The organism is Lentzea albidocapillata, assembly GCF_000719115.1.
GTDB classification, from domain to species: domain Bacteria; phylum Actinomycetota; class Actinomycetes; order Mycobacteriales; family Pseudonocardiaceae; genus Lentzea; species Lentzea albidocapillata.
Genome location: NZ_JOEA01000023.1, coordinates 64,705 through 84,541, shown reverse-complemented (window position 1 = coordinate 84,541; position 19,837 = coordinate 64,705). Strand labels below are relative to the sequence as shown.

Below are 19,837 nucleotides of genomic sequence, written 5' to 3'. Positions count from 1 at the left end.
TCACAGGCGCTACGCGAGGACTGGTCGTGGTAACCGGCAGCCATCGACAGCACGCGTTAGGCAGACAAGGAGCTGACGGCATGGCACCCCGCAACACAGGCGCGCTCGCGGCCGAGCTCACCCGGCGGCTCCGCGGTGAGGTGAGGTTCGATCCCGGCAACCGGGCGTTGTACGCGGCCGACGCGTCCAACTACCGCCAGCCGCCCATCGGTGTGGTGCTTCCACGCGACGTGGAGGACGCGGTTGCCGCCATCGAAATCTGCCGTGATCACGACGCACCCGTGTTGTCGCGCGGTGGCGGCACCAGCCTGGCGGGTGAGTGCCGCAACGACGCCGTGGTGCTGGACTGGTCGAAGTACTGCGACCGCGTCGAGTCGGTGGACGTGGAGAAGCGACGCGTGGTGTGCCAGCCGGGGGTTGTGCTCGACCAGCTGAACCGGATCACGCGGCGGGACGGTCTCGTCTTCGGACTGAAGCCGTCCACGCACGGTCAGTGCACGATCGGCGGGATGATCGGCAACAACTCCTGCGGCTCCACGGCGCACCACGAGCCTCGTTGTCGCCGACGGTTTCTCCTGCCGCACACAGATACACCAGGGGCACACCGGTCGTAGGGCGGTGCATTCGGCGCAGGTGCTGGCGGCCGCGGTGCGGGGTATCCGGCTGAAGGAGAAACCGGAACGCGTCCTCAGGCTTCGAGCCCACCAAGAACGGACGGAGATGCGATGAAGGCGGCCATCCAGATCGGACGGTTCTGGGGTGTCAGCGTCGGACTGCACTGGAGCGTGCTGGTCATCGTGGCGTTGCTGATGTCCGGTATCGGTTTCGGTCAGCTTCCGGTCGTCGCCGCAGGGTACGCCTGGTGGGTCTACCTGGTGGCAGGCTTTGTGACGGCCTTGTTCGTCCTGGCGTCGTTGCTGGCCCACGAGCTCGCGCACGCCCTCGTGGCACGCAGAACAGGCCAGGAGGTCGAGGGCATCACTCTCTGGATGCTGGGCGGTCTGGCGTCGCTGAAGGGCCAGGCCCGTACACCGGGTGCCGAGTTCCGGGTCGCGGCGGTCGGCCCGGCCACGAGCCTGCTCGTGGCGCTCGTGTCCGGCGCTGCCCTCTTGCTGGCGAGCATGCTGGACGCCGATCCGCTAGTGCTCGGTGTCCTGGCCTACCTGGCGTTCATCAACGTGGTGCTGGGCGCGTTCAACCTCGTGCCCGCGGCACCGCTGGACGGTGGCCGGATCCTGCGGTCGGCGCTGTGGGCGTGGTGGGACGACCCGCACCGGGCGACCGTGTGGAGCACCAGGATCGGCCGCGGGTTCGGCTTCGTGCTGATCGCGCTCGGCGTGTGGTCGCTGTTCACCGGACTCGTCGACGGCCTGTGGTGGTCGCTGATCGGTCTGTTCATCGTGACGATGGCGAGCGAGGAGGAGCGCCAGTCCACGATCGGCAGGATGCTCGAAGGCCTGAGGGTGCGGGACGTCATGACTCCGGATCCGGAAACCGTGGACGGCGGGCTGAGTGTGAGCTCGTTCCTGCAGGACGTGGCGCTGGCCCGCCGGCACTCCGCCTTTCCACTGGTCGACGAAGACGGCGTGCTCCAGGGCATGGTCACGCTGGCCAGGCTCAAGCGGGTCGCGCTCGGCCAGCGCGGTTCCGTCGCGTTGCGCGAGGTCGCCTGCGAGCCGAAGGAAATCCCACTGGTACAGCCCGACGACCCGCTGGCGGACCTGCTGACCCGGATGAACGGATGTACCGACGGCCGGGCCCTGGTGTTCGAAGCGGAACGGCTCGTCGGCATCGTCTCGCCCACCGACATCAGCCGAGCGGTTTCCCTTCAGGGACTGAACACCGGCCGTTCCTGAGGTCTTAGGCCGCGGGTGCGCGCCTGTGCCCGCGCAGCGAACTGGACGCGTCGAACCCGGCGTCGGGGTCGACGCCGACACCGAGGCGCTCCACCAGTTCGCCGCCCAACCAGCCGCCGATCGCCGCGAGCACCAGGCCGCCGAGTGCGAAGGAGATGCTCAGCACGGTCGGCCGCCACGTGACCTGGTCCAGTCGCAGCAGCCAGCTCACGGCGAAGACCGCGAGCGCCACGCCGTTGACGAGCCCGTGGATGAGCCCCACCCGCTTGGCCCGGGTCTTTCCCGGAATCGAGAACCAGTCGACCCAGCCGAACATGGCGGCGAGCACACCACCGAGCACTCCCGCGGCCGTCGTGTACGCGCCGGCTACGGCGAAGTTCGTCGTGGCGGTCGCGAAGTACAACCCGTCGAAGCAGACGGCTGTGAACAGCAGTCCCAGGGGAAACACGATCAACATCGGATGGATCGCGTGTCCCGCCATTCGTGCGCGGCTTCGCATGGCATTCCTCCTTGAGATCTCTGTCCCCACCACGTACCCGGCCAGGTGTCGCAGGAAGCGCGATTCCCCCGTGCGGACCGGGTTTTTCGCGGTATCGCAGAGGAACTCCTGCCGCAGGTACCACTCACCTTCACCACGGAGGCAACCCGTGAGAAACGATCAGTTCAGGCAGATCACCGTCGCGTTCATCACCGTCGTCGCGGCGGTCACCCTCTTGTTGGCGCTGGTGGCCTGTTCACCGGGAGATACCGGCACCAGCGCTCCGATGCAGCGGGGCGGCTCCTCGTACGCGGATCTGGTCGAGCGGGTGTCACCGAACGTGGTCACCGTGCGCACGGAGGCGAGCGTGGGAAGTGGTGTGGTCTTCCGCTCCGACATCGTGCTGACCAACGAGCATGTGGTCGGCGGACGGGATCAGGTAAGCGTGGAGTACGCCGACGGTGGGCGTTCGGGCGGCACAGTGCTCGCCACCGACGCCATCACCGACCTCGCGGTGGTCCGGACCGAGCGCAAGGACCTGCCGGTCGCCGAGTTCAGCAAGGAACTGCCGCGTCCCGGTGATCCGGTGCTGGCGATCGGCAGCCCGCTCGGGTTCGAGAACTCGGTCACCGCAGGCATCGTGTCCGGGTTGCACCGGGAGATTCCCGGTTCGGCGGCGCAGACGAGGTCGTTGGTGGACCTCATTCAGACCGACGCCCCGATCTCACCCGGCAACTCCGGTGGCGCTCTACTGGACACCAGCGGAAAGGTCATAGGCATCAACGAGGCCTACATCCCATCCGCGGCCGGCGCGGTGTCGCTCGGGTTCGCCATTCCGTCGGCCACTGCGGTCGACATCGCGGAGCAGCTCCTCGAGAACGGCACAGCGGAACATCCCTATCTCGGCATCAGCGCGGGCCGTCTGACCGACGAGATCCGGGAGCGGTTCGGCGTGCGGGCCGACACCGGGGTCGTCGTGCTCGGCGTCGACGAGAAGGGCCCTGCCGCGGACGCCGGCATCCGCCCCGGTGACGTGATCGTGCGGCTGCACGACACAGAGGTGCGCACTGTGGAAGCGCTGCTGGGCGCGCTGCGAGCGACCGATCCCGGACAGCAGGTAACGGCGATGATCGTGCGCAACGGCGACAAGCAGGAACTCCGCGTGGAGATCGCTTCACGGAGTCGTTGACGGGTTGGCTCGCGCTGGTATTCGCGTCACGGACCCGTGCCAGGAAAGCGCCGGCCGATCAGTGCAACCGAACGCGGCGGTCCTGCCGCTCTTGCGGGCGGAGTCGTCTCCCTCTCCACCCTGCTCGTTCCCGCCGCCCCCGGCAGGACCAGCGTGACCGCGCCTACCAGCGCCACAACGGTTTCGCACGCCGTCCACCTCCTTCGTCAGTTTCCAGCCACATTCGCGACCGGTTGCTGCGCCATGCGCCTGGCGCCGGGGTCGTGAGGCGAGCGTGACGCCGCTGAGACGTGGCGGTGTTGTTCGTGCTCCGCGATAACCAACAGGACACGAACCGTGTCTCAGGGCCGGGAGCGGATACCCGAATGGAGCGGCCTCACCAGAGAGGAGGACGACGGTGGTCTTCCGTTCACAACGGCACGAGCCCGGCTACGTCGAGTGGCACGAGACCGAGAAGCGTTGGGGCCTACCTGTGGCCGTGAGCGTGGCGAGCGCGGTGAACTTCCTGGCCGGCGTCTGGCTCGTGCTGGCGCCGTTTGTGCTCGGCTTCGGGACAACGGGCGGCGCCGTGCAGGGGTACTGGAACGAGATCGTCCTGGGCGTCGTCGTGGCGTTGCTCGCAGTGGTGCGGGTGTTCGCGCCGAAAGAGGCGCCGTGGTTCAGCGTCATCAACGGCGTGCTTGGCCTGTGGCTGATCGTGTCGCCGTTCGTACTGGGCTACGAGGGACCAGATGCCCCTTCGGCCATCGCGGTCGACATCTCCGCAGGCGCGGTCATCGCGGTCATGGCCTCGGTGAGCGCCACGACCACCTACCGCCTCCGCGCCCGACCTGGACAGGAGTGAGGATCATGGTTTTCGGATCACCAGGCAGGACTCGGCCTGACGAGCAGACATCCGCTCGCAGGGAGGCAGCCGAGATCACACCTCGGGAGCTACGGCTCTATGGGTACACACCGCTGGTCTATCCGTACGGGGCACCGCTGGCGCTGGACACCCGCGAACCCCTCGGCGCCGCCACTGCCAGCGGCCTCACGTTCCTGGCGGGGCTGTGGCTGGTGCTGGCGCCGTTCGCGCTGGGCTACGACACCGCGCCTCAGGCTCGCTGGAACGACGTGGTCATCGGTGGCGTCATTGCTGTACTCGCGATCGTGCGCACCTTCGCGCCGATGCGGGTGGCATGGTTCAGCATCGTCAACCTCGCACTGGGCATCTGGCTCGTGATTGCGCCTCTCACACTCGGCTACAGCCGCCCGGAAGCAACCCCTGAAGCCGTCATCAACGATCTCGTGGTCGGTGCGGTCGTGGTCGCGATGGCGTCGTTGAGCGCCGCGAGCACCTACCGCCGCCGTGAGGACGAGGCGGGCGAGCGCGAGGAGGAACCGGACGAGCCACGCTGACCGTCGGCCGTGGTCTCCAGCACGGACGGCCTCGGGAGTGTGCCGCCGAACTCGGCGGCGAGGTCATTGACGACCTTGAGCACGTGCTGGTTGATGCCGTCGGTCAACTGGATCGAGTCCCTTCCCCCGCGGTGCCGCGTCCAGAGGTTGGTGATGAGGTACCCGCCGGCCAACAGCGCGATGAGCAACAGCGTCTTCGAGATGCCCTGGTGGACGAAGGCCGTCGTGGTGGTGAGTGCGATCGCTCGAGTGCTGCCGAACGTGAACAGGCCCAGGTGGACCGTTGCCGTCGTGGGCAGGCGCCGCTAGGACCGCGCTGCTTGGCTCCCGGCTGCGCACCGGTACTTGTTGCTGCTGTGCTGAGGACAGGCAGACGAACCCGCAAAGGTTGCCCAGGCTGGATTTGTGTGTAGAGGCTTTCTTGACTTGGAATGGTGAGATCGTTTCGTTACCGGTGTTACGGTGCGGTGAACCGGTGGCGTGCAGGTGTCGCGGGCGCCCATGGCGGTACCCGACTCGCATGACGCCCCCCAGAAACCAGCCCTCCGTGCAAACACCACTGAGCGAGCTCAACGGCACCCGCCAACCGTCACGGGCGCGCTATCCCGCTCGGCACCTCCACGATCGGGGCGGACTTGCGGCGGTGCCGAACGCGTTGACCTTCCTGGCCGCGGTCTGGCTGTTGCTCGCTGCGGTCAGCTTCGACCACACCGCCGCGGAACGCTGGAACGAGCTCGTCACGGGAACCGTGATCGCCGTCGTCGCACTGACCCGCGCAATCTCGCCGCGGTCGATCCCGTGGCTCGACTGGGTCACCGTCGCCCTCGGCGGCTGGCTCGTGGCCACGCCGCTGCTGTTGGCCTACGACACACCAGGCGAGGCGGTCAACGTCGTCGTCGTCGGTCTCGTCGTCATCGCGCTCGCGTTGGTGAGCACGGCGATCTCGTGGCGAGCCCGGTCGAAGCCGCGGTTCGACGCCTACCCCGGTGACACGTCGAGGATGGGATGACGATGTTGCTCGAAGAACGCCCGCGGCGGCGGTACCCGATCCGGCGCTACCTCCTGTTGACGAGCGCCGGCGTCACGATCACGGTCGGTGGCGGTCTCGCGCTCAACTTCGACGTGTTGGTGCTGGGTATCGGGTGCGTCGTCGTAGGAGTCGTGGGGATTGTTCGTCGCGGAGTGCCTGTGAGGGAACGGTGGGACGACTGAGTAGACCGCAGGTCATCGTCCTGCTTGTCGGCGCGGCGCAGGTGGCTTCCGGCCTGTCCGGCTTTCCGGACATCGGTGAACCACATCGGATTCTGCTGCTGTGCACCGGACTCCTCGGCCTCGCTTGTGCCTGGAACAGCCGCCACGCCCGGCTCTACGGCGCCGGTCTCGCCATCTGGTACAGCGCCATCGCCTACGCCGGAATCGAGGAAGACGCCTTGGTCCTGCATCTGCGCGTGGTTCTCGTAGGGCTGTTGGCGGCCGTCGTGCCGACCGGACGAGGCCGGACCGGCGTTACCAGGCCACTGAAAGGGAAAGCCAGGTGAACGAACCGGTCGTGGTGGGAGTCGACGGCTCGGACGCAGCGGAACACACATCGTCCGATGGCCGGTGTACGAGCACATGTACCTGCCCTGGCCCTCTATGACGATGGACGAAGCACCGTTGCGGCGGTGCGCGATGACGATGCTGAAGTCGGTGGCCGACCGCCCGTCTCGGCTGACCTGACGACCATTGCGTTAGACAACGCTTGCGCTGCGCAAATAACATGTTTCGCTTGGGCATGTGCCCAATTCGTAGGTTCGGCGGTCGGGGGAAGGCACTGCGAGCGATGATCGTGGGCGAGGCCACGGCGCGTCGCTGGCGACGGCGGGCGCATAGGTGCCGGCCGAAGAACTGGAGGACGGCGATGTGTACGCGACCTCGGTGCGTTATCAGGAGCGGCTGCGACCGCCGGTCACACGTAGACAGGAGTCCGGACGTCGGTTCACAGTGGGTGGCTCTCATCAAGGTGGCGCATCTTCATGCGGGACTGGATGTTCCTGTTCGCGGATCTTCTTGTCGTCGACACGCGGGTACTTGCGTCTGTGCTGCCGCCGAACGGCAACGTGCTCGACCGTCCACATGGGGATCATGCGCGCTCCTGACTTCTGCGTCCAAAGGCCGCGCCCAGCAGCTTCGGGGTTGCGTGTAACGCTTGCACTCGAAGTGCCAGGTGGTGATCGTGCCGTCGATACTCGCGGCAGTTCACGGCGACCGCCATGTCGCCGGCGAGCGCCACTACGGTGACGAATCCGGCCGTACTACGGCATCCTGCCCTTGCGAACTCCCTACGATCATCCTGACGTGTCGTCTTTTTGATTGCGCGCCGCAATGATTGCCGTGTGCGTGAAGAACAGCGCCGACGATCGGAAGCGAGAACCGGAACCCTCACCTTTCTCGCGGGTGTATGGTTGGTCGCGGCTCCTCTGCTCCTGGATTTCCAAGCCGCACAGCATCTTTTCCGGCCCTACTGGCTTGCGCTGGTGCTCGCTGTGGTGATCATGCTGGCGGGAATGCTGCGCGCGTTGGCGCCATTGGACGTTCCATGGCTGCGCACGGCCAACATCTGTCTTGCGGCGGCGCTCGTCGCGGAAGGGATTCTCCTGCGCGCCGACGGCAGCCCGGTGGTGCATCTGAACCAGATCGTCGTCGGAGCAGCAATTGCGCTGATATCACTCGTGGTCGCGATCGATGCCGGGAAGTGGCTCGGCTGAGTGGTCAGATCCAGCCGAGGTCACCTGAGGTGACCGCAGGTTCGCCGCCTGCGTCGGCGAGCGCGTCGACGTCGTTCGTGCCGACTTTGGACCGGCTCATACGACTGTTGTACGACAACTACGGCGTCTGATCACCGGACGGGTTGGTGCACGGCCTGTTTGGTGCGGCATTCGGTGGCAACGACCGATTCCAGCGCGTCTAGCGCTGCCTCGATCCAGGCCTCGACCGTGCTCGGAGATGCTGCGGGCGGACCGGTGAGCCGCACACAGACCGTGCTGCGATCGGCGGTGAGCCGCAGGACCTGCAGCGTCCCGCTGCAGGAGGCCGTGGTTTCGCTGCCCCACGTGATGTGGAGCCGATCCCAGTCGATGGCGACTTGGCGCTCGACGTCCACGTCGGCGTGAAGACCTGGAAGCCACAGGCGGATGAGGTTGGGGCCGGACAGCTCGATCTCGATGGAGTCGGGCAGCCAGGTGGTCATGTTGTCGAAGTCGGAGACGACGTCGAAGACGGCCTCCGCGTCGGCGGGAATGGAACGGCTTCGGGTCAAGACGACGTCCTTCCGGCGGATCCTTCCATCCTGTCCGAATTCATCGATGAGTGAACCTGACGAGTCGCTAACGATCGCTCGCTGGGGTGGGCGTCGCTGCCGTTGACGTCGCGGTGGTGCTCGAGCTTGACGCCGGAGTCGAGTGGGAGCGCTGCGTCACTACGGGAGTTGGTGCCTCACCCGATATCGTCGGTGTACCAAGGGGTTCCGGTTCATCCTGGGTGGACACGCCGCACCCGGTGGCCAGCACACACACGATGACGGCGACGACGGTTCTCATACGACAGCCTCCGGGAGTTCCACGACGAACCGCGCTCCGCCGCCGGGCCGGTCCTCGACCCACACCCGGCCGTGGTGGCGGCGAACGTGCTCTGCGACTAGCGCCAGGCCGAGTCCGCTGCCGGTGTCGGCGCCGCGACTGCCCGCCCTGGCACCGCGGGTGAAGCGTTCGAACACCTGCGTCCGCATATCGCTCGGCACACCCGGACCGGTGTCGTCGATCTCCAGCCGGATCTTCCCGTGGTGGTGGAGCACGGCGAGCCGGACGGCGCCTCCCGCGTGTTGCTTGGCGTTCTCGATCAGATTGCCGATCACCCGGTCGAGCCTGCGCCTGTCTCCGAGCACTAGTGGGGCCGGCTGCTCCACCACGATTTCCACATCAGGACTCAGCCGCAGGCCTGCTGCACCACGGACGAGCCCGCCGACGTCGAGCGGCTCGAAGTCGTCCCGATCCGCTTCCTGGTCGGCGCGGCTGATCTCCATCAGGTCGACCACCATGCGCGCGAACCTGTCCACCTCGGACGTGAGCAGGCCGAGCGCCTTCCCAGTGGTGCCGGGCAGCTCCGCCTGCCTGCGCCGCAGCACCGCTGCCGCGTTGACCATCGTCGTGAGCGGTGACCTGAGCTCATGGCTGACGTCGCCGGCGAACCTTGCGTCGCGCAGCACGCGTTGCTCCAGCGCGTCGGCCGTGGAGTTGAACGTGCTCGCCAGCGGTGCGAGGTCCGGGTCGGCCTGGTCCGGCAGCCGTGCTTTCAGATCACCGCCCGCGATGCGCGACGCCGCGGCGGTCAACTCGGTCAGCGGCCTCAGCGCGCGTCTGCTGGCCCAAGAACCGAGTCCCACGCCGATGAGCCCGCTGAGCACCGTTCCAGCGATCAGCAGGCCACTGAGGAACCGGAACGTGCGGTCCAGCTGGACGAGCTGGAAGAGCTCGACGTAAACCCCCTGCTCGTCGGCCAGCGACTGGGCCACCGCAATCACCGGGATTCCGTCAGCTCGCAGGCGTTGCCTGGCCGGAGTCCCTTCGCGAGCCATCGCTATCAGGTCGTCGGGTACCACGGCGGGGTCGACCTGCCGCCCGCTGGTCAGTACCTCGTCCGCGCGGAACAGCATGATCGTGGAGTCCGGATTGGTGGTGAGCCCGGTCAACAGCTCGGTCAGCCCGTCCGAGTTCGTGCGGACGGCCTCCTCCACCAGGCGGAGGTTGACCTCCGCCTGGCGCGTCGTGGCCTGCACGCGCTGCCGCAACATGTAGTCCGACGCAAGATTCCAGGTGGCCACGGCCAGAAGACTGGTGACCAGCAAGGAGCCGAGGCCAAGCGCGGCGGCGACCCGCCAGCGCAGCGAAGGTCGGCGGACCATCACCTCGGCGGACCGAACTTGTAGCCGGAGCCGCGCACGGTCAGCACGAACACGGGTTCCTCGGGATTGTGCTCGACCTTGGTGCGGAGCCGGCGGATGTGCACGTCGAGCAGACGGGTGTCGCCGTAGTAGTCATAGCCCCACACCCGCTGCAGCAGTTGCTCCCTGGTCACGATCCGCCCGCCCGCCGCGGCCAGTTCGGCGAGCAGGCGGAACTCGGTGCGGGTGAGGCGGATCTCCTCGCCACAGCGTTGAACGACGCCTTCGTCCGGCCAGATCTCCAGGTCCTCCACGCGGTACGAGACGTTCTGCCTGGGGCCTCGCCGCCGCAGCAGAGCGCGGATGCGTGCGGCCAGCTCACTTGCGACCAGCGGTTTGGTCACATAGTCGTCGGCGCCGGCTTCCAATCCGGCGATGACATCAGGTGTGTCCGTGCGCGCGGTGACGATGATGATCGGCAGGTCTCCTTGCGCACGTAGTCTCCTGCACACCTGCAGCCCGTCCACACCAGGCAGCATGAGATCGAGTAGTACGACGTCGAACGAATTGTCGTCGAGCAGGTTCAGCGCGTCCTCGCCGGAGACGGCCTCGTCGACTTCGAAGCCCTCGTCGGCGAGGGCGAGGCCCAGTGCCTGGCGGATGCGCTCGTCGTCGTCCACGAGCAGCACGGAGAAATCCATGTCCCGCTTTTCCTCGTTGGTTTCCAGTGCTGCTTCTATCACGATTCCATGTTGACCGCACTTCGACGGAATGCGCGCCTTCGGAAGGAGTTCGTAAGGTTGCGCAGTGCATGGTTCAGGCATGCTTGCCGCCGCGGGTGAACGCCCGTAGTGGGCGCGTGCCTGCGCGCGCTTTCCGGGGAAGGCCAGGCGTCGGTCGTTGTACACGGCCGACGCTTGCCGCGGAACGACGAAAGGTCATCGCCAGCCGTGACGGGCATGCCGACCACCGACGACGGCATCACGGGAACGATTCTCGTGTGCGACGGTTGCGGCCGGTCTCGCCGGACGACCAGTACCGGCCCGATCGCGTGGGACCTGCTCTGGCTACAGGCTGACATCGCCGGCTGGACCGGTTCCGACCGAGCGCTAGGGCCGCACTACTGCACGGTCTGCGCCGATAACGAATAGATAACTGTTGCACAGTGCAATAATCGCAACGGTCCGAATCATCCGTATCCCTCCGTGTCAGTACACACGATCGCCGCTGTGCGCGGAGGGAGATCCACGGTGCTCACACGTCTCGCCCAGGTGGTGACGGCGCTCGCGGTCATCTGTTCGCTCGCGGTTCCGCAGGCATCGGCACAGCCCGGCTTCGGCCCGGACTACACACAGACCCAGTTCGGCCCGATGGGACCCGCAGGCAAAGACATGCTCGTCAAGGTCCGGCTCGCCGGACTGTGGGAGGGACCTGCAGGACGACTGGGGCTGAACAAGTCCGCGAACCCGCTGGTGAAGGAAGCGGGCCGGCATCTGATCGACGGGCACGCCGAGCTTGACGCCAAGGTCATCGAGCTAGGCCGCACGCTGAACGTCCCGCTGCCCAGCGAGGCCAACGCCGACCAGCAGGGCTGGATCGCCGAAATGACCAACGCCCCCGCCGGCAGCGCCGAGTTCGACCGCATCTTCGCCAACCGCCTTCGCGCGGCGCACGGTGGTGTCTACAAGTTCCTGGCGGTCGTTCGCACCGGTACCCGCAACACGCTCATCCGCGACTTCGCGAAGCGTTGCATGGAAGTGGTGCTCGACCACATCCAGGTCCTCGAAGCGACCGGCATGGTCGACTTCAGCGACACCGAAGCGATTCCGCTCGCGGCCGTTGCGGCAGCACCTGCGAGTCCCACGCCGGTTCCCACTGTGCCCCAAGCCGTGCCGAACGTGCCCAGAACTCAGAACATCGCTCAGCAGAACGAGAACGACGGCTCCGATGCACTGCTCGGATTCCTCGTGATGGTGGCCGTAGTCGGCGGAATCTACTTGTGGACCAGCGGACGGCCAGGTCGCTCACGTTCTTCACGGCAATGAGATCTCATCGAAAGGGCCTCGCAAGGTTGCTCACTGCGGACTTCCGGCAGACTGTGGGCGGCGGACGCGAACCGGTCGGGGCGAGCGTCCGCGCCAATCCGCTACGGGGAGATCCGGGTACCGGCCGGCAGGATCGGCGGCCGGTACCCGCCCACGCACGATGAGGAAAAGTCCGGATGCGCTCACATGCCGTGCTCATCGGCTACAGCGCTCGCGGCCGCGTCGTCCTGAGTGCGCTGCTCGCCGGAGGTCACGCCACGGACTTCACCGTCGTCGACTCCGATGCCGAACGCGTCGTGCAGGCCGGAGTGGACGGCGTGCACGCCGTGGCGGGCGAAGGCTGGCGCCTGGATGTGCTGTGGTCTGCCGGTGCGCACACCTCTGATCACATTGTCGTCGCGGTGGCCGACGATGCTCTCGCTCTGCGCATCACCTCGGTTGTGCGCAGCCTCAACGAGACCGCGACGATCACCACTCTGGTCCGCAGCACGCAACTGCACGAGCTCATCGAGTTCCTCGGTGCTGACCACGTCCTGGTGGCTGACCGGGTCGGCGAGTGGGCGCTCAAAATTGAACGCCTTCCGTACGAACTGTTTCCCGAGCTGGAATGGGCGGTGGAGGAGCGTCCCGCGATGCCGTATGAGGTCGGCAGCTCGCCGCTTGACTGTGGCAGCGAGGTGTTGGCGATCGTGCGGGACGGTCAGCGGATCTGGACCGAGGACGCGGAGATCGGGGAACTACGCGGTGACGACTGGCTGATCGTGTTGAGCACCACGCCGGTCAGCGACTGACAATTTCGGGCGCAAGACCGTTGACCGAGCAGGACCATCGGTGCGTCGACCTTCCACTGGACACGGTGGTGACGGCGTTCATCCACTGCGCTGATCGGCGCGTGCCGCAAACAGTCGCCTTCGTGCAGACTGTGAGTGCACCGCCTGCAGCACCTCTGCTCGGCTGACACGATGTTCACGCAGCGCCTGGCCCACGCGCCCGCCCCTGCCACACCAACAGCGTGGAGTCGACTTCACGGCCCCTCGGAGAGGCCGCCACCGCACCGATGTCCAGGCGACTGCGTACTGCGCGCCGATCAGCACCACCAGCCCAGCGCGCCTTCGGCCAACGCAGTGGAACGTGCCGGTCTACTCCGCGGCCTCACCTGCCTGCGCTGCCATGAGATCCCTCCTCGCGCCTACGTGCTGCGGCCAGCGAACGCGTCACGCACGCGGTCGATCAACCCGGCACCCGGAGCGAGGATCTTGTTGGCCGGCGGGCGGTCGGGGGCGGCAGGATGAGGATGGGTGGGTGCGATCTTCTTGGCACGCTCGAACTTCTCGCCCAGATCACACAGCTTCGCTTGGTCGCAGTGCTCGGCCAGCCGGGGAAGGAGATCGCCTTCCTCGTCCCGCAGGTGGTGTCGGATCGAGGACATCAGCTCGGAGAGCAGCTGGTCGAACCGGGGGTCAGAGGCGTCGACGTCTTCGAGCCGCTTCATGAGCTGTTCGGCCTCGGCGTGTTCTTTGATCTCGTGGTCGGCGATCTTGTCACCGTCGGCCAGCACCTCCCGCGCGGTGGGGTAGAGGTACTGCTCCTCAGCGACGGAGTGGCGGACAAGTTCCGCGATCACGTGGTCGGTGAGCTGCCTGCGGATCTCCGGGTTGTTCTCGTGGGCCAGTTCGGTGAAGACCTGTTCGACCTCGCGGTGGTCCGTGATGATCGCGCTGATCAGGTCAGGTCGTTCGGGTGCTGCTGTCATCGACTGCTCCCGCTGTTCGGTTCACGACGAGTGGTCGTGTCGTGCGTACCCCGGTCGTCACGCTGAAAACAGGCTTTGCAGTCGCCCACGCAACAATTTCCTCTCGCAACATTTGTGCCTTGGTTTGTGCTCCGCGTCGGCGGGCACCCGGACGACCCGAGGTGGCTGTGCAGCGGGAGGAGGGACGACGGGCCGACCAGGAACAGCGGGGCGGGCCCGAGTGGCCGGCCGGAATGTTCGGCTCACGCTTCCTCTGCTCACCGTCCACAACAGAAGACGAGGGCAAGACTGGCGAACGCGACGAACTCCGGAGAGGGTGAGTGGAACCTGTAGACGGGCAGAGGAGGGAGCTTCCGAATGATGGCCGCACAAGTGGATGCCTCCGCGCTTACGGACGTCCTTGACGGGCAGTGGAGTGAGTTGCGCAGTCGGTTGCGGAAACAGATGACCGGTGCGAGGGTCGTGGACCGCCATCACGACCTCACAACCGAGGCCCATCGTGCGCAGGTGTGGGACGGGATGCGCGTGTTGGTCGAGGCGGATTATCCGGCGCTCGGGTTCGATCCCGCCTACGGCGGTGAAGGCGATGTCCGCGGAGCGGTCGTATCGTTCCAGATGCTCGGGTACGGGGACCTTTCCCTGATGGTCAAGGCCGGTGTCCAGTGGGGACTGTTCGGCGGTGCCGTGCAGATGCTCGGTACCGATCGCCACCACCAGCGGTACCTGCGCGACATCATGTCGCTGGAACTGCCTGGGTGTTTCGCGATGACGGAGTCGGGCCACGGATCAGACGTGCAGCACCTGCGCACCACCGCGAGGTACAACAACGGAAGTTTCATCCTCAACACGCCAGATGACTCGGCACGCAAGGACTACATCGGCAACGCGGCGAGGGACGGCCGGATTGCGGTGGTGTTCGCACAGCTTGACATCCGCGGCCGACAGTACGGCGTCCACGCGTTCATGGTCCCGATCCGTGACCATGAAGGCAACTCGATGCCGGGAGTGCGCATCGGGGACTGCGGCCGCAAGGCAGGACTCAACGGAGTGGACAACGGGCGTCTGTGGTTCTCGAACGTCCGCGTGCCGCGTGAGGCACTGCTCAACCGATATGGCGATGTGTCCGAGGACGGCACGTACACGAGCTTGATCGAGAACGACAGCCGCAGGTTCTTCACCATGCTCGGTGCACTGGTACGCGGTCGCGTGAGCGTGGCGGGTAGCGCGGGAAGCGCGACGCAGCGGAGTCTCACCCTCGCCGTCCGGCACGCGGAGACCCGCCGCCAGTTCCAGCGGCCCGGTGGCGACGCGGAGATCCCGCTGCTGGACTACCTGGCCCATCAACGCAAGCTCCTGCCCGCGTTGGCGACCACTTACGCCCTGCACTTCGCCCAGAACGAGCTGATCGCGATGCTGCATGACACGCAGACCGCACCCGAGCCGGGGGAGCGCGACAAGCGGGTGCTGGAGTCCCGTGCGGCGGGAATCAAGGCCATCGCCACCTGGCATGCCACCGCGACCATCCAAACCGCTCGCGAAGCCTGTGGCGGCGCCGGATACCTAGCAGAGAATCTTCTGCCGAGCCTGAAGGCCGACACCGACGTCTTCACGACGTTCGAAGGCGACAACACGGTACTGCTGCAACTGGTGGCGAAAGGTCTGCTGACCGACTACCGCGACAACTTCGCCGATCTCAGCCCCCTGGCCACCGCGCGGCTGGTCGCCGGACAGCTGATCAGTCCGGTACTGGAACGACTGCCGGGTCTCATCATCGCGCGCCCCGCGATGCACGACCGCACGTGGCACCTCGACCTGTTCGCCGATCGCGAGCAACACGTCCTCGCTGGCCTGGCCCGGCGGTTGAGGACCGCGGCGTCTTCGGACAAGGACCCGTTCGACGTGTTCAACGACGCACAGGACCACGTTCTGCGTGCAGGACGGGTGCATATCGAACGCCTCGTACTGGAGGCCTTCGTAGCCGCTGTCCGCCGTTGCGCCGATCCGGCGGCCAGAGATCTTCTCGAGCGCCTGTGCGACCTGTACGTGCTCTCGGCGGTCGAGTCCGACCGCGCGTGGTTCCTTGAGCACGGCCGACTGACGCCGCCACTGGCCAAGCGCGTGGTCGCCGAGGTCAACCGACTTTGCAGGCACCTCCGCCCTCACGCCCGAACACTGGTGGATGCTTTCGCGATCCCGGAGCAGCAACTGGTGACCGAACTCGGCTGACCTGACTGGTTTCGTGACGTCAGCGGAGACGAGGTTGTGCATCTAGAACAGCGCGGCCGGCGGGCGTGTCCAGTGTCTGCGCGAAACGACGCGGTCCGCCGTATTCGTGACCGTGAGGAGAACCGCGCCTCGTGGCGACGAATGACTGCGATGCAGATAGGGGACGAGCCGATCATGGCCACGAGGCTCGACCAGCTGGCGGCGACGTTCGCGTCCGCTGTGGACACCATGGGCGGACGGTGGCGTCCTAGGTCGAGGCTGATCTAATCTCGCCCGCGTGCCGGCGTCTGTTGGTAGACGCCGTGTCGCAGTGGCGTGTTGCCGTCGGGGGAATGCTCAGGTGAGACGGACGACTCGCCTGTCGCGCCGCTGACTTGGGGAGCGTTGCGCTGGTCGCCAGGTGCCGGTTCGGCGCCACGGCCGAGCTCGTCCAGCCGGGTCTCGATGATCTGCAGAACTGCGGTGCGATCACCGTGGTCGCGTTCGTGGTCGCGCACGCGCCGGAGTTCGTCCTCGCTCAACGACCGGATGCGGTGCTTCAGATCGCCTAGAGAGAGCTGGTCGTAGTCGGTCAAAGGAAGTTCATCAGTCACGTTGCCCGGTTACCCGGCCTCATTCGTCGCAAACGATGCCCGTAGCCGCGTTGTCCCAGCGCCAAGGTCACGCATACAAGACTCAAGACTGGTCCTGCCTGGCAAGCCGCTGGCCGGTCTGTTCTTCGAGCCGGTCTCAGAGAAACCTGCCACCACGCCGACCACGACCCACACGAGCGCCGGCACTGTGGTGATCATGCGAGTAATCGCACTTTCTGCGGCTCATCACCGAGTGACGCCCGTTTGGTGTGCGTTTTCGCGGGTACGCCGAGCAGACGTCAGTCAGGCTGGCGGCGACTCACCTGCGGTACAGCGAAGTCGTTGTTCGTTGTCCACGACCGCCCTCCGCGCCTCATCGGTCGTCATGGCCCAGAGCCGTGCCAGGTGATCGAGCGTTCTGAGCAGATCGGCAGGAACGGCTGGACGGCTCCCGGAGCGGGCGAAGGGGCCGTCGGTTTCCAGCAGGACGCGTTCCGGCGGAAGCCGTTGGAGCAGCGGCACGCGGCGAACTCGGTGCGATGATCATCAGCAAGCTCGCCACCACGCTCGACCCGCTCGGCGCTGCCCTGGACTATCTACCCGCACGGGCCACCGGGGTTGTCGTCGACACCGACGATGGGCCGCTGCGCATCGTCGGCGCCTATGTACCGTCCCGTGACGCCACTCTGGAGAAGACCGAACGAAAGAAGTCGTGGATCGACCGGTTTCACGCAGCACTGGACAGGACGGCATCCGACGCGCCGCTCCTACTGCTCGGCGACCTCAACGTGCTCGAACCCGGCCACCAGCCTGCCCATCGCGGCCAGTTCGCACAGTTCGAGTACGACTTCTACACCGGCCTGACCGAGCGACACGGCCTGACCGATCTGTTCCGGCACCTGCACCCCGACCAGGTCGAACACAGCTGGGCACGCCGGCCGGAACTCGGTTACCGCTATGACCACGCCCACGGCTCGCAAGCGCTCGCGCAGCGGCTCATGGCATGCGAATACGTTCACCAGACCAGGGAAAAGATGCAGGACGGCTCCCGCCTTACCGATCATTCAGGACTCGCCGTCCGGTTGTCGCTTTGCGCAAAGCGGACGCTGCTAACGTCTGACCCCGCCACGGCGGTCGACGCGCTCAACGAGCCGGAGCCAACACTGTTCTGAACTCCGGCACCACCCGCGCAGGCTGCCACCAGTCAGCCGACCGCGAGGAACGCCCGCCGGATGTCCGCCACCGCCACCACCCTACGCATCGGCGCTCGAGTGCTCCTGCTCGACGCCCACGACCGCGTGCTGCTCATCCACGCCTGCGACCCGCACGACCGCGGCCATCACTGGTGGGAGCTACCCGGTGGCGGCCTCGACCAGGGCGAGAAGCCGGAAGATGCCGCCCTGCGCGAGGTCGCGGAGGAAACCGGACTCATCATTCCCTCGCTGGGCCACAAACTGTGGATCCGCGAATCCCGCTTCCACTACAAGGGACGCGACCACCACCGCGAGGACCACGTCTTCCTCGGCCGCATCACCGACACCGCACCGAAGGTGGCCCTCAAGCCCACCGAGAACGAGAAGGCCGGACTGATCGAACGACGCTGGTGGTCAGCAGCGGAACTACGTCAGTGCACCGACAAACTCCTCCCCGCTCAGCTTCCCGGTCTGCTCGACGAACTCCTTGCGGGAAACCTAGGCACCACGCCGCTGAGCCTGGTCGACTGACCGCCTACCGGCGACTGTCGGGCTGTCACTCACTGAGGACTTTCCGCATAGTCGGTGGAGTTGTCTTCGAGCGCCTGAAGTGCACGTTCCAGTCGCTTCGCCATGTCGGCGCTCAGCAGCTGACGTGCCTGCTGAGGTGATACCGCAGCGACTTCGCTGATCTCCGGGTCGCGCGGAGCGAGCTGCTGAACGTCTTCCTCCGACAGGACGCCGCCGTCGAAGATGAAAAGCAGCTGGTCATCCCATGGACCATGCGGGCCGATCCAGTCGAGCACGAGCACGCGGCCTGGGGCCGATGGAAAGGCCTAGCTCTTCGCCGACTTCACGAACAGCTGCAGCGCGTGGAGGCTCGTTGTTCTCAGCCATGCCGCCAGGCAGGTCCCAGTGCTCTTTGTAGGTCGGGTTCACCAGCACGATGTGCCCACGCTGGTCCCGGATGAGTACGTGTGCGGCGACGCGCTTGCGGGCTTGTTTCGCGTTGCCCTCGGCGAGATAGGCGAACCGGGCGTCGTCTGTCAGACCGGCCACGTCGCAGTTTGACCTTCCCGGGCGTCGGATACGTGGCTCAGCGCGCCCAGTGTGGCCAGGAAATGCGCCACCTCGGGAACGCTGTGCGCCGACGCCAAGGTACGCCCCAGGTCGTTCAGTTGATCAAGGACACGGGTCGAGCTGAGCGAGGCCGTCACCTTGCAGAAGTTCGCTGTCCGCGGCTTCAGCGAGTCGCTGCGCCAGGAGCTCGTGGCTGTCGGCAGTGGGGTCTCGGTGACCTGCGTGTCCCTGGAGGAATTCGAACCTCGATCGTCCGCAACGGCCTCTTCGCGGCGGGGGAGAACCGCGACGCCGTGATCCGTGGCTTTGAGAAGCGCGTTGCCCGTACCGACCCCGGCGAGGCGGCGGCGATCGTCCTAAGAGGAGCGAAACGGCGTCGCGCGCGGATCTTCGTTGGAACGGACGCGCGTCTGGTGGCTGTGCTCGCACGCCTTGTCGGCGGTCACTACCAAGACCTGGTGCCGGCTGTCGGGCGGTTGCTCGAGCGCAAGCGAGGACGAAGAAGGTCGTCCGCATGGCCACCACCACGCGAGTCATCGCCCGCGGAAAGGCGGTGAAAGGGTCGGCAAGAGTCAGAAGAGCTGTCGGCTGCTCGCGCTCGATAGTTTCACCGTGGCTGTCCTCGCCTCGCACTTCCAGCAATTGGAGAAGGAGAAGCAGGACTGGGGTGACGCTTATCGCGACCACGGCTTGGCGTTCTGCTGGGACGACGGACGGCCGATCTACCCGGACACCATCACGGAGGAGTTCAACAAGTTGGTCGATCTACTGGAGTTGCCGAAGATTCGGTTTCACGACATCCGGCACACCTACGCGACGATCTCGCTGCGTGCCGGTGTGCACCCGAAGATTGTCAGCTCTCGCCTGGGACACGCGACGGTGGCGTTCATGCTCGACACGTACTCCGCCGACATCGAGGACCTTGATCGTGACGCCGCAGAGGCAGTGATTGGTCTGTTCCTGCCACCCTCGCAGAAGGGGCTGGTCTGACGTGGAACAACGCCGGTTTAGCACCACTTTTTGCACCGAAGCCCCGAAACGAGGGGTCAGTACGTGCCCGAGAAACCCGAAAGCCCCCAACCTGTGCAGGTCAGAGGCTTTCGGGTTGTATGGGCGATACTGGGATCGA

27 protein-coding genes are annotated in these 19,837 nt (G+C 66.2%); 17 read left to right on the top strand and 10 right to left on the bottom strand.

Features of this window, described 5'->3' with window-relative positions; genetic code table 11:
• Positions 1-80: 80 nt before the first annotated feature.
• Together IG04_RS0133740 and IG04_RS0133735 are read left to right on the top strand one after the other, a co-directional pair.
• Complete coding sequence (locus IG04_RS0133740) at positions 81-614, top strand: FAD-binding oxidoreductase (RefSeq protein WP_030480796.1); 534 nt, start codon at positions 81-83, stop codon at positions 612-614.
• A gap of 111 nt (positions 615-725) precedes the next feature.
• Positions 726-1,856, top strand: a complete 1,131-nt coding sequence (locus IG04_RS0133735) for a site-2 protease family protein (protein ID WP_030480795.1) — start codon at positions 726-728, stop codon at positions 1,854-1,856.
• A 4-nt stretch (positions 1,857-1,860) separates the two neighbouring features.
• On the opposite strand, the gene IG04_RS0133730 is transcribed toward IG04_RS0133735, so the two are convergent.
• Positions 1,861-2,355, bottom strand: coding sequence for a DUF2231 domain-containing protein (locus tag IG04_RS0133730; RefSeq protein WP_030480794.1), 495 nt, complete (start codon positions 2,353-2,355; stop codon positions 1,861-1,863).
• A gap of 148 nt (positions 2,356-2,503) precedes the next feature.
• Here IG04_RS0133730 and IG04_RS0133725 point away from each other — a divergent pair, with 148 nt between their 5' ends.
• From IG04_RS0133725 to IG04_RS44465, 3 genes are all read left to right on the top strand, one after another.
• Positions 2,504-3,523 carry a S1C family serine protease gene (locus tag IG04_RS0133725; RefSeq protein ID WP_245816735.1) on the top strand — a complete coding sequence of 340 codons (1,020 nt, stop codon included), beginning with the start codon at positions 2,504-2,506 and terminating at the stop codon, positions 3,521-3,523.
• Between the two features lie 397 nt (positions 3,524-3,920).
• On the top strand, positions 3,921-4,367 hold the full coding sequence (locus IG04_RS43200; RefSeq protein ID WP_051771216.1) for an SPW repeat protein: 447 nt from the start codon (positions 3,921-3,923) through the stop codon (positions 4,365-4,367).
• A gap of 5 nt (positions 4,368-4,372) precedes the next feature.
• Positions 4,373-4,921, top strand: coding sequence for an SPW repeat protein (locus IG04_RS44465; RefSeq protein WP_144065752.1), 549 nt, complete (start codon positions 4,373-4,375; stop codon positions 4,919-4,921).
• Here the strand turns inward: IG04_RS44465 and IG04_RS47355 are convergent.
• On the bottom strand, positions 4,861-5,109 hold the full coding sequence (locus IG04_RS47355) for a hypothetical protein (protein ID WP_159460534.1): 249 nt from the start codon (positions 5,107-5,109) through the stop codon (positions 4,861-4,863). The genes IG04_RS44465 and IG04_RS47355 overlap by 61 nt on opposite strands.
• A gap of 332 nt (positions 5,110-5,441) precedes the next feature.
• Here IG04_RS47355 and IG04_RS0133700 point away from each other — a divergent pair, with 332 nt between their 5' ends.
• The 5 genes from IG04_RS0133700 (at position 5,442) to IG04_RS0133680 (ending at position 7,668) form a co-directional block, all read left to right on the top strand.
• Positions 5,442-5,930 carry an SPW repeat domain-containing protein gene (locus IG04_RS0133700; protein ID WP_144065751.1) on the top strand — a complete coding sequence of 163 codons (489 nt, stop codon included), beginning with the start codon at positions 5,442-5,444 and terminating at the stop codon, positions 5,928-5,930.
• Complete coding sequence (locus IG04_RS0133695) at positions 5,927-6,133, top strand: hypothetical protein (protein ID WP_030480788.1); 207 nt, start codon at positions 5,927-5,929, stop codon at positions 6,131-6,133. The genes IG04_RS0133700 and IG04_RS0133695 overlap by 4 nt, the downstream gene beginning before the upstream one ends.
• Positions 6,121-6,459, top strand: coding sequence for a hypothetical protein (locus IG04_RS0133690; RefSeq protein ID WP_030480787.1), 339 nt, complete (start codon positions 6,121-6,123; stop codon positions 6,457-6,459). The genes IG04_RS0133695 and IG04_RS0133690 overlap by 13 nt, the downstream gene beginning before the upstream one ends.
• Before the next feature lie 477 nt (positions 6,460-6,936).
• Positions 6,937-7,059: a hypothetical protein gene (locus IG04_RS48735; RefSeq protein WP_276326726.1), complete on the top strand. Its 123-nt coding sequence runs from the start codon at positions 6,937-6,939 to the stop codon at positions 7,057-7,059.
• A 237-nt stretch (positions 7,060-7,296) separates the two neighbouring features.
• Positions 7,297-7,668 (top strand): SPW repeat domain-containing protein, encoded by a 372-nt coding sequence (locus IG04_RS0133680; RefSeq protein WP_144065750.1) that lies wholly within the window; start codon positions 7,297-7,299, stop codon positions 7,666-7,668.
• Positions 7,669-7,799: 131 nt separating this feature from the next.
• On the opposite strand, the gene IG04_RS0133670 is transcribed toward IG04_RS0133680, so the two are convergent.
• The 3 genes from IG04_RS0133670 to IG04_RS0133660 all read right to left on the bottom strand — a co-directional run bounded on the left by IG04_RS0133670 (position 7,800) and on the right by IG04_RS0133660 (position 10,540).
• The gene (locus IG04_RS0133670; RefSeq protein ID WP_030480785.1) at positions 7,800-8,219 is read right to left on the bottom strand and encodes an SRPBCC family protein; all 420 of its coding nucleotides are present in this window, start codon (positions 8,217-8,219) and stop codon (positions 7,800-7,802) included.
• Between the two features lie 276 nt (positions 8,220-8,495).
• Positions 8,496-9,860: a sensor histidine kinase gene (locus IG04_RS0133665; RefSeq protein ID WP_030480784.1), complete on the bottom strand. Its 1,365-nt coding sequence runs from the start codon at positions 9,858-9,860 to the stop codon at positions 8,496-8,498.
• Positions 9,860-10,540: a response regulator transcription factor gene (locus tag IG04_RS0133660; protein ID WP_030480783.1), complete on the bottom strand. Its 681-nt coding sequence runs from the start codon at positions 10,538-10,540 to the stop codon at positions 9,860-9,862. Before IG04_RS0133660 ends, IG04_RS0133665 begins: the two co-directional genes overlap by 1 nt.
• Positions 10,541-11,089: 549 nt before the next feature.
• On the opposite strand from IG04_RS0133660, the gene IG04_RS43195 reads away from it, so the two are divergent.
• The gene (locus tag IG04_RS43195) at positions 11,090-11,884 is read left to right on the top strand and encodes a DUF4142 domain-containing protein (protein ID WP_051771209.1); all 795 of its coding nucleotides are present in this window, start codon (positions 11,090-11,092) and stop codon (positions 11,882-11,884) included.
• A 176-nt stretch (positions 11,885-12,060) separates the two neighbouring features.
• Positions 12,061-12,675: an NAD-binding protein gene (locus IG04_RS0133645; protein ID WP_084402218.1), complete on the top strand. Its 615-nt coding sequence runs from the start codon at positions 12,061-12,063 to the stop codon at positions 12,673-12,675.
• 398 nt (positions 12,676-13,073) lie between these two features.
• On the opposite strand, the gene IG04_RS0133640 is transcribed toward IG04_RS0133645, so the two are convergent.
• Positions 13,074-13,637: a hemerythrin domain-containing protein gene (locus IG04_RS0133640; protein WP_030480779.1), complete on the bottom strand. Its 564-nt coding sequence runs from the start codon at positions 13,635-13,637 to the stop codon at positions 13,074-13,076.
• 360 nt (positions 13,638-13,997) lie between these two features.
• Here IG04_RS0133640 and IG04_RS0133635 point away from each other — a divergent pair, with 360 nt between their 5' ends.
• Positions 13,998-15,863 (top strand): acyl-CoA dehydrogenase family protein, encoded by a 1,866-nt coding sequence (locus tag IG04_RS0133635; RefSeq protein ID WP_144065764.1) that lies wholly within the window; start codon positions 13,998-14,000, stop codon positions 15,861-15,863.
• Positions 15,864-16,004: 141 nt separating this feature from the next.
• Positions 16,005-16,130, top strand: a complete 126-nt coding sequence (locus IG04_RS48730) for a hypothetical protein (protein ID WP_276326725.1) — start codon at positions 16,005-16,007, stop codon at positions 16,128-16,130.
• Here the strand turns inward: IG04_RS48730 and IG04_RS0133625 are convergent.
• Both IG04_RS0133625 and IG04_RS49030 read right to left on the bottom strand, forming a co-directional pair.
• A complete protein-coding gene (locus IG04_RS0133625) occupies positions 16,127-16,456 on the bottom strand; it encodes a DUF8129 domain-containing protein (protein ID WP_030480777.1) in 330 nt (109 codons plus the stop codon). The genes IG04_RS48730 and IG04_RS0133625 overlap by 4 nt on opposite strands.
• A gap of 282 nt (positions 16,457-16,738) precedes the next feature.
• Positions 16,739-16,957, bottom strand: coding sequence for a TatD family hydrolase (locus tag IG04_RS49030; protein WP_144065749.1), 219 nt, complete (start codon positions 16,955-16,957; stop codon positions 16,739-16,741).
• A gap of 17 nt (positions 16,958-16,974) precedes the next feature.
• Here IG04_RS49030 and IG04_RS0133615 point away from each other — a divergent pair, with 17 nt between their 5' ends.
• Both IG04_RS0133615 and IG04_RS0133610 read left to right on the top strand, forming a co-directional pair.
• Positions 16,975-17,607 (top strand): exonuclease/endonuclease/phosphatase family protein, encoded by a 633-nt coding sequence (locus tag IG04_RS0133615; protein ID WP_245816733.1) that lies wholly within the window; start codon positions 16,975-16,977, stop codon positions 17,605-17,607.
• A 60-nt stretch (positions 17,608-17,667) separates the two neighbouring features.
• A complete protein-coding gene (locus IG04_RS0133610; RefSeq protein WP_030480775.1) occupies positions 17,668-18,159 on the top strand; it encodes an NUDIX hydrolase in 492 nt (163 codons plus the stop codon).
• Positions 18,160-18,188: 29 nt separating this feature from the next.
• On the opposite strand, the gene IG04_RS48375 is transcribed toward IG04_RS0133610, so the two are convergent.
• Entirely contained in the window at positions 18,189-18,440 is a 252-nt protein-coding gene (locus tag IG04_RS48375) for an NUDIX hydrolase (RefSeq protein WP_245816742.1), read from the bottom strand.
• The gene (locus IG04_RS48370) at positions 18,397-18,567 is read right to left on the bottom strand and encodes an NUDIX domain-containing protein (protein WP_245816739.1); all 171 of its coding nucleotides are present in this window, start codon (positions 18,565-18,567) and stop codon (positions 18,397-18,399) included. The genes IG04_RS48375 and IG04_RS48370 overlap by 44 nt, the downstream gene beginning before the upstream one ends.
• Positions 18,568-19,101: 534 nt before the next feature.
• Here IG04_RS48370 and IG04_RS45785 point away from each other — a divergent pair.
• Positions 19,102-19,698, top strand: coding sequence for a tyrosine-type recombinase/integrase (locus IG04_RS45785; protein ID WP_084402217.1), 597 nt, complete (start codon positions 19,102-19,104; stop codon positions 19,696-19,698).
• The last annotated feature ends 139 nt before the right edge of the window (positions 19,699-19,837 follow it).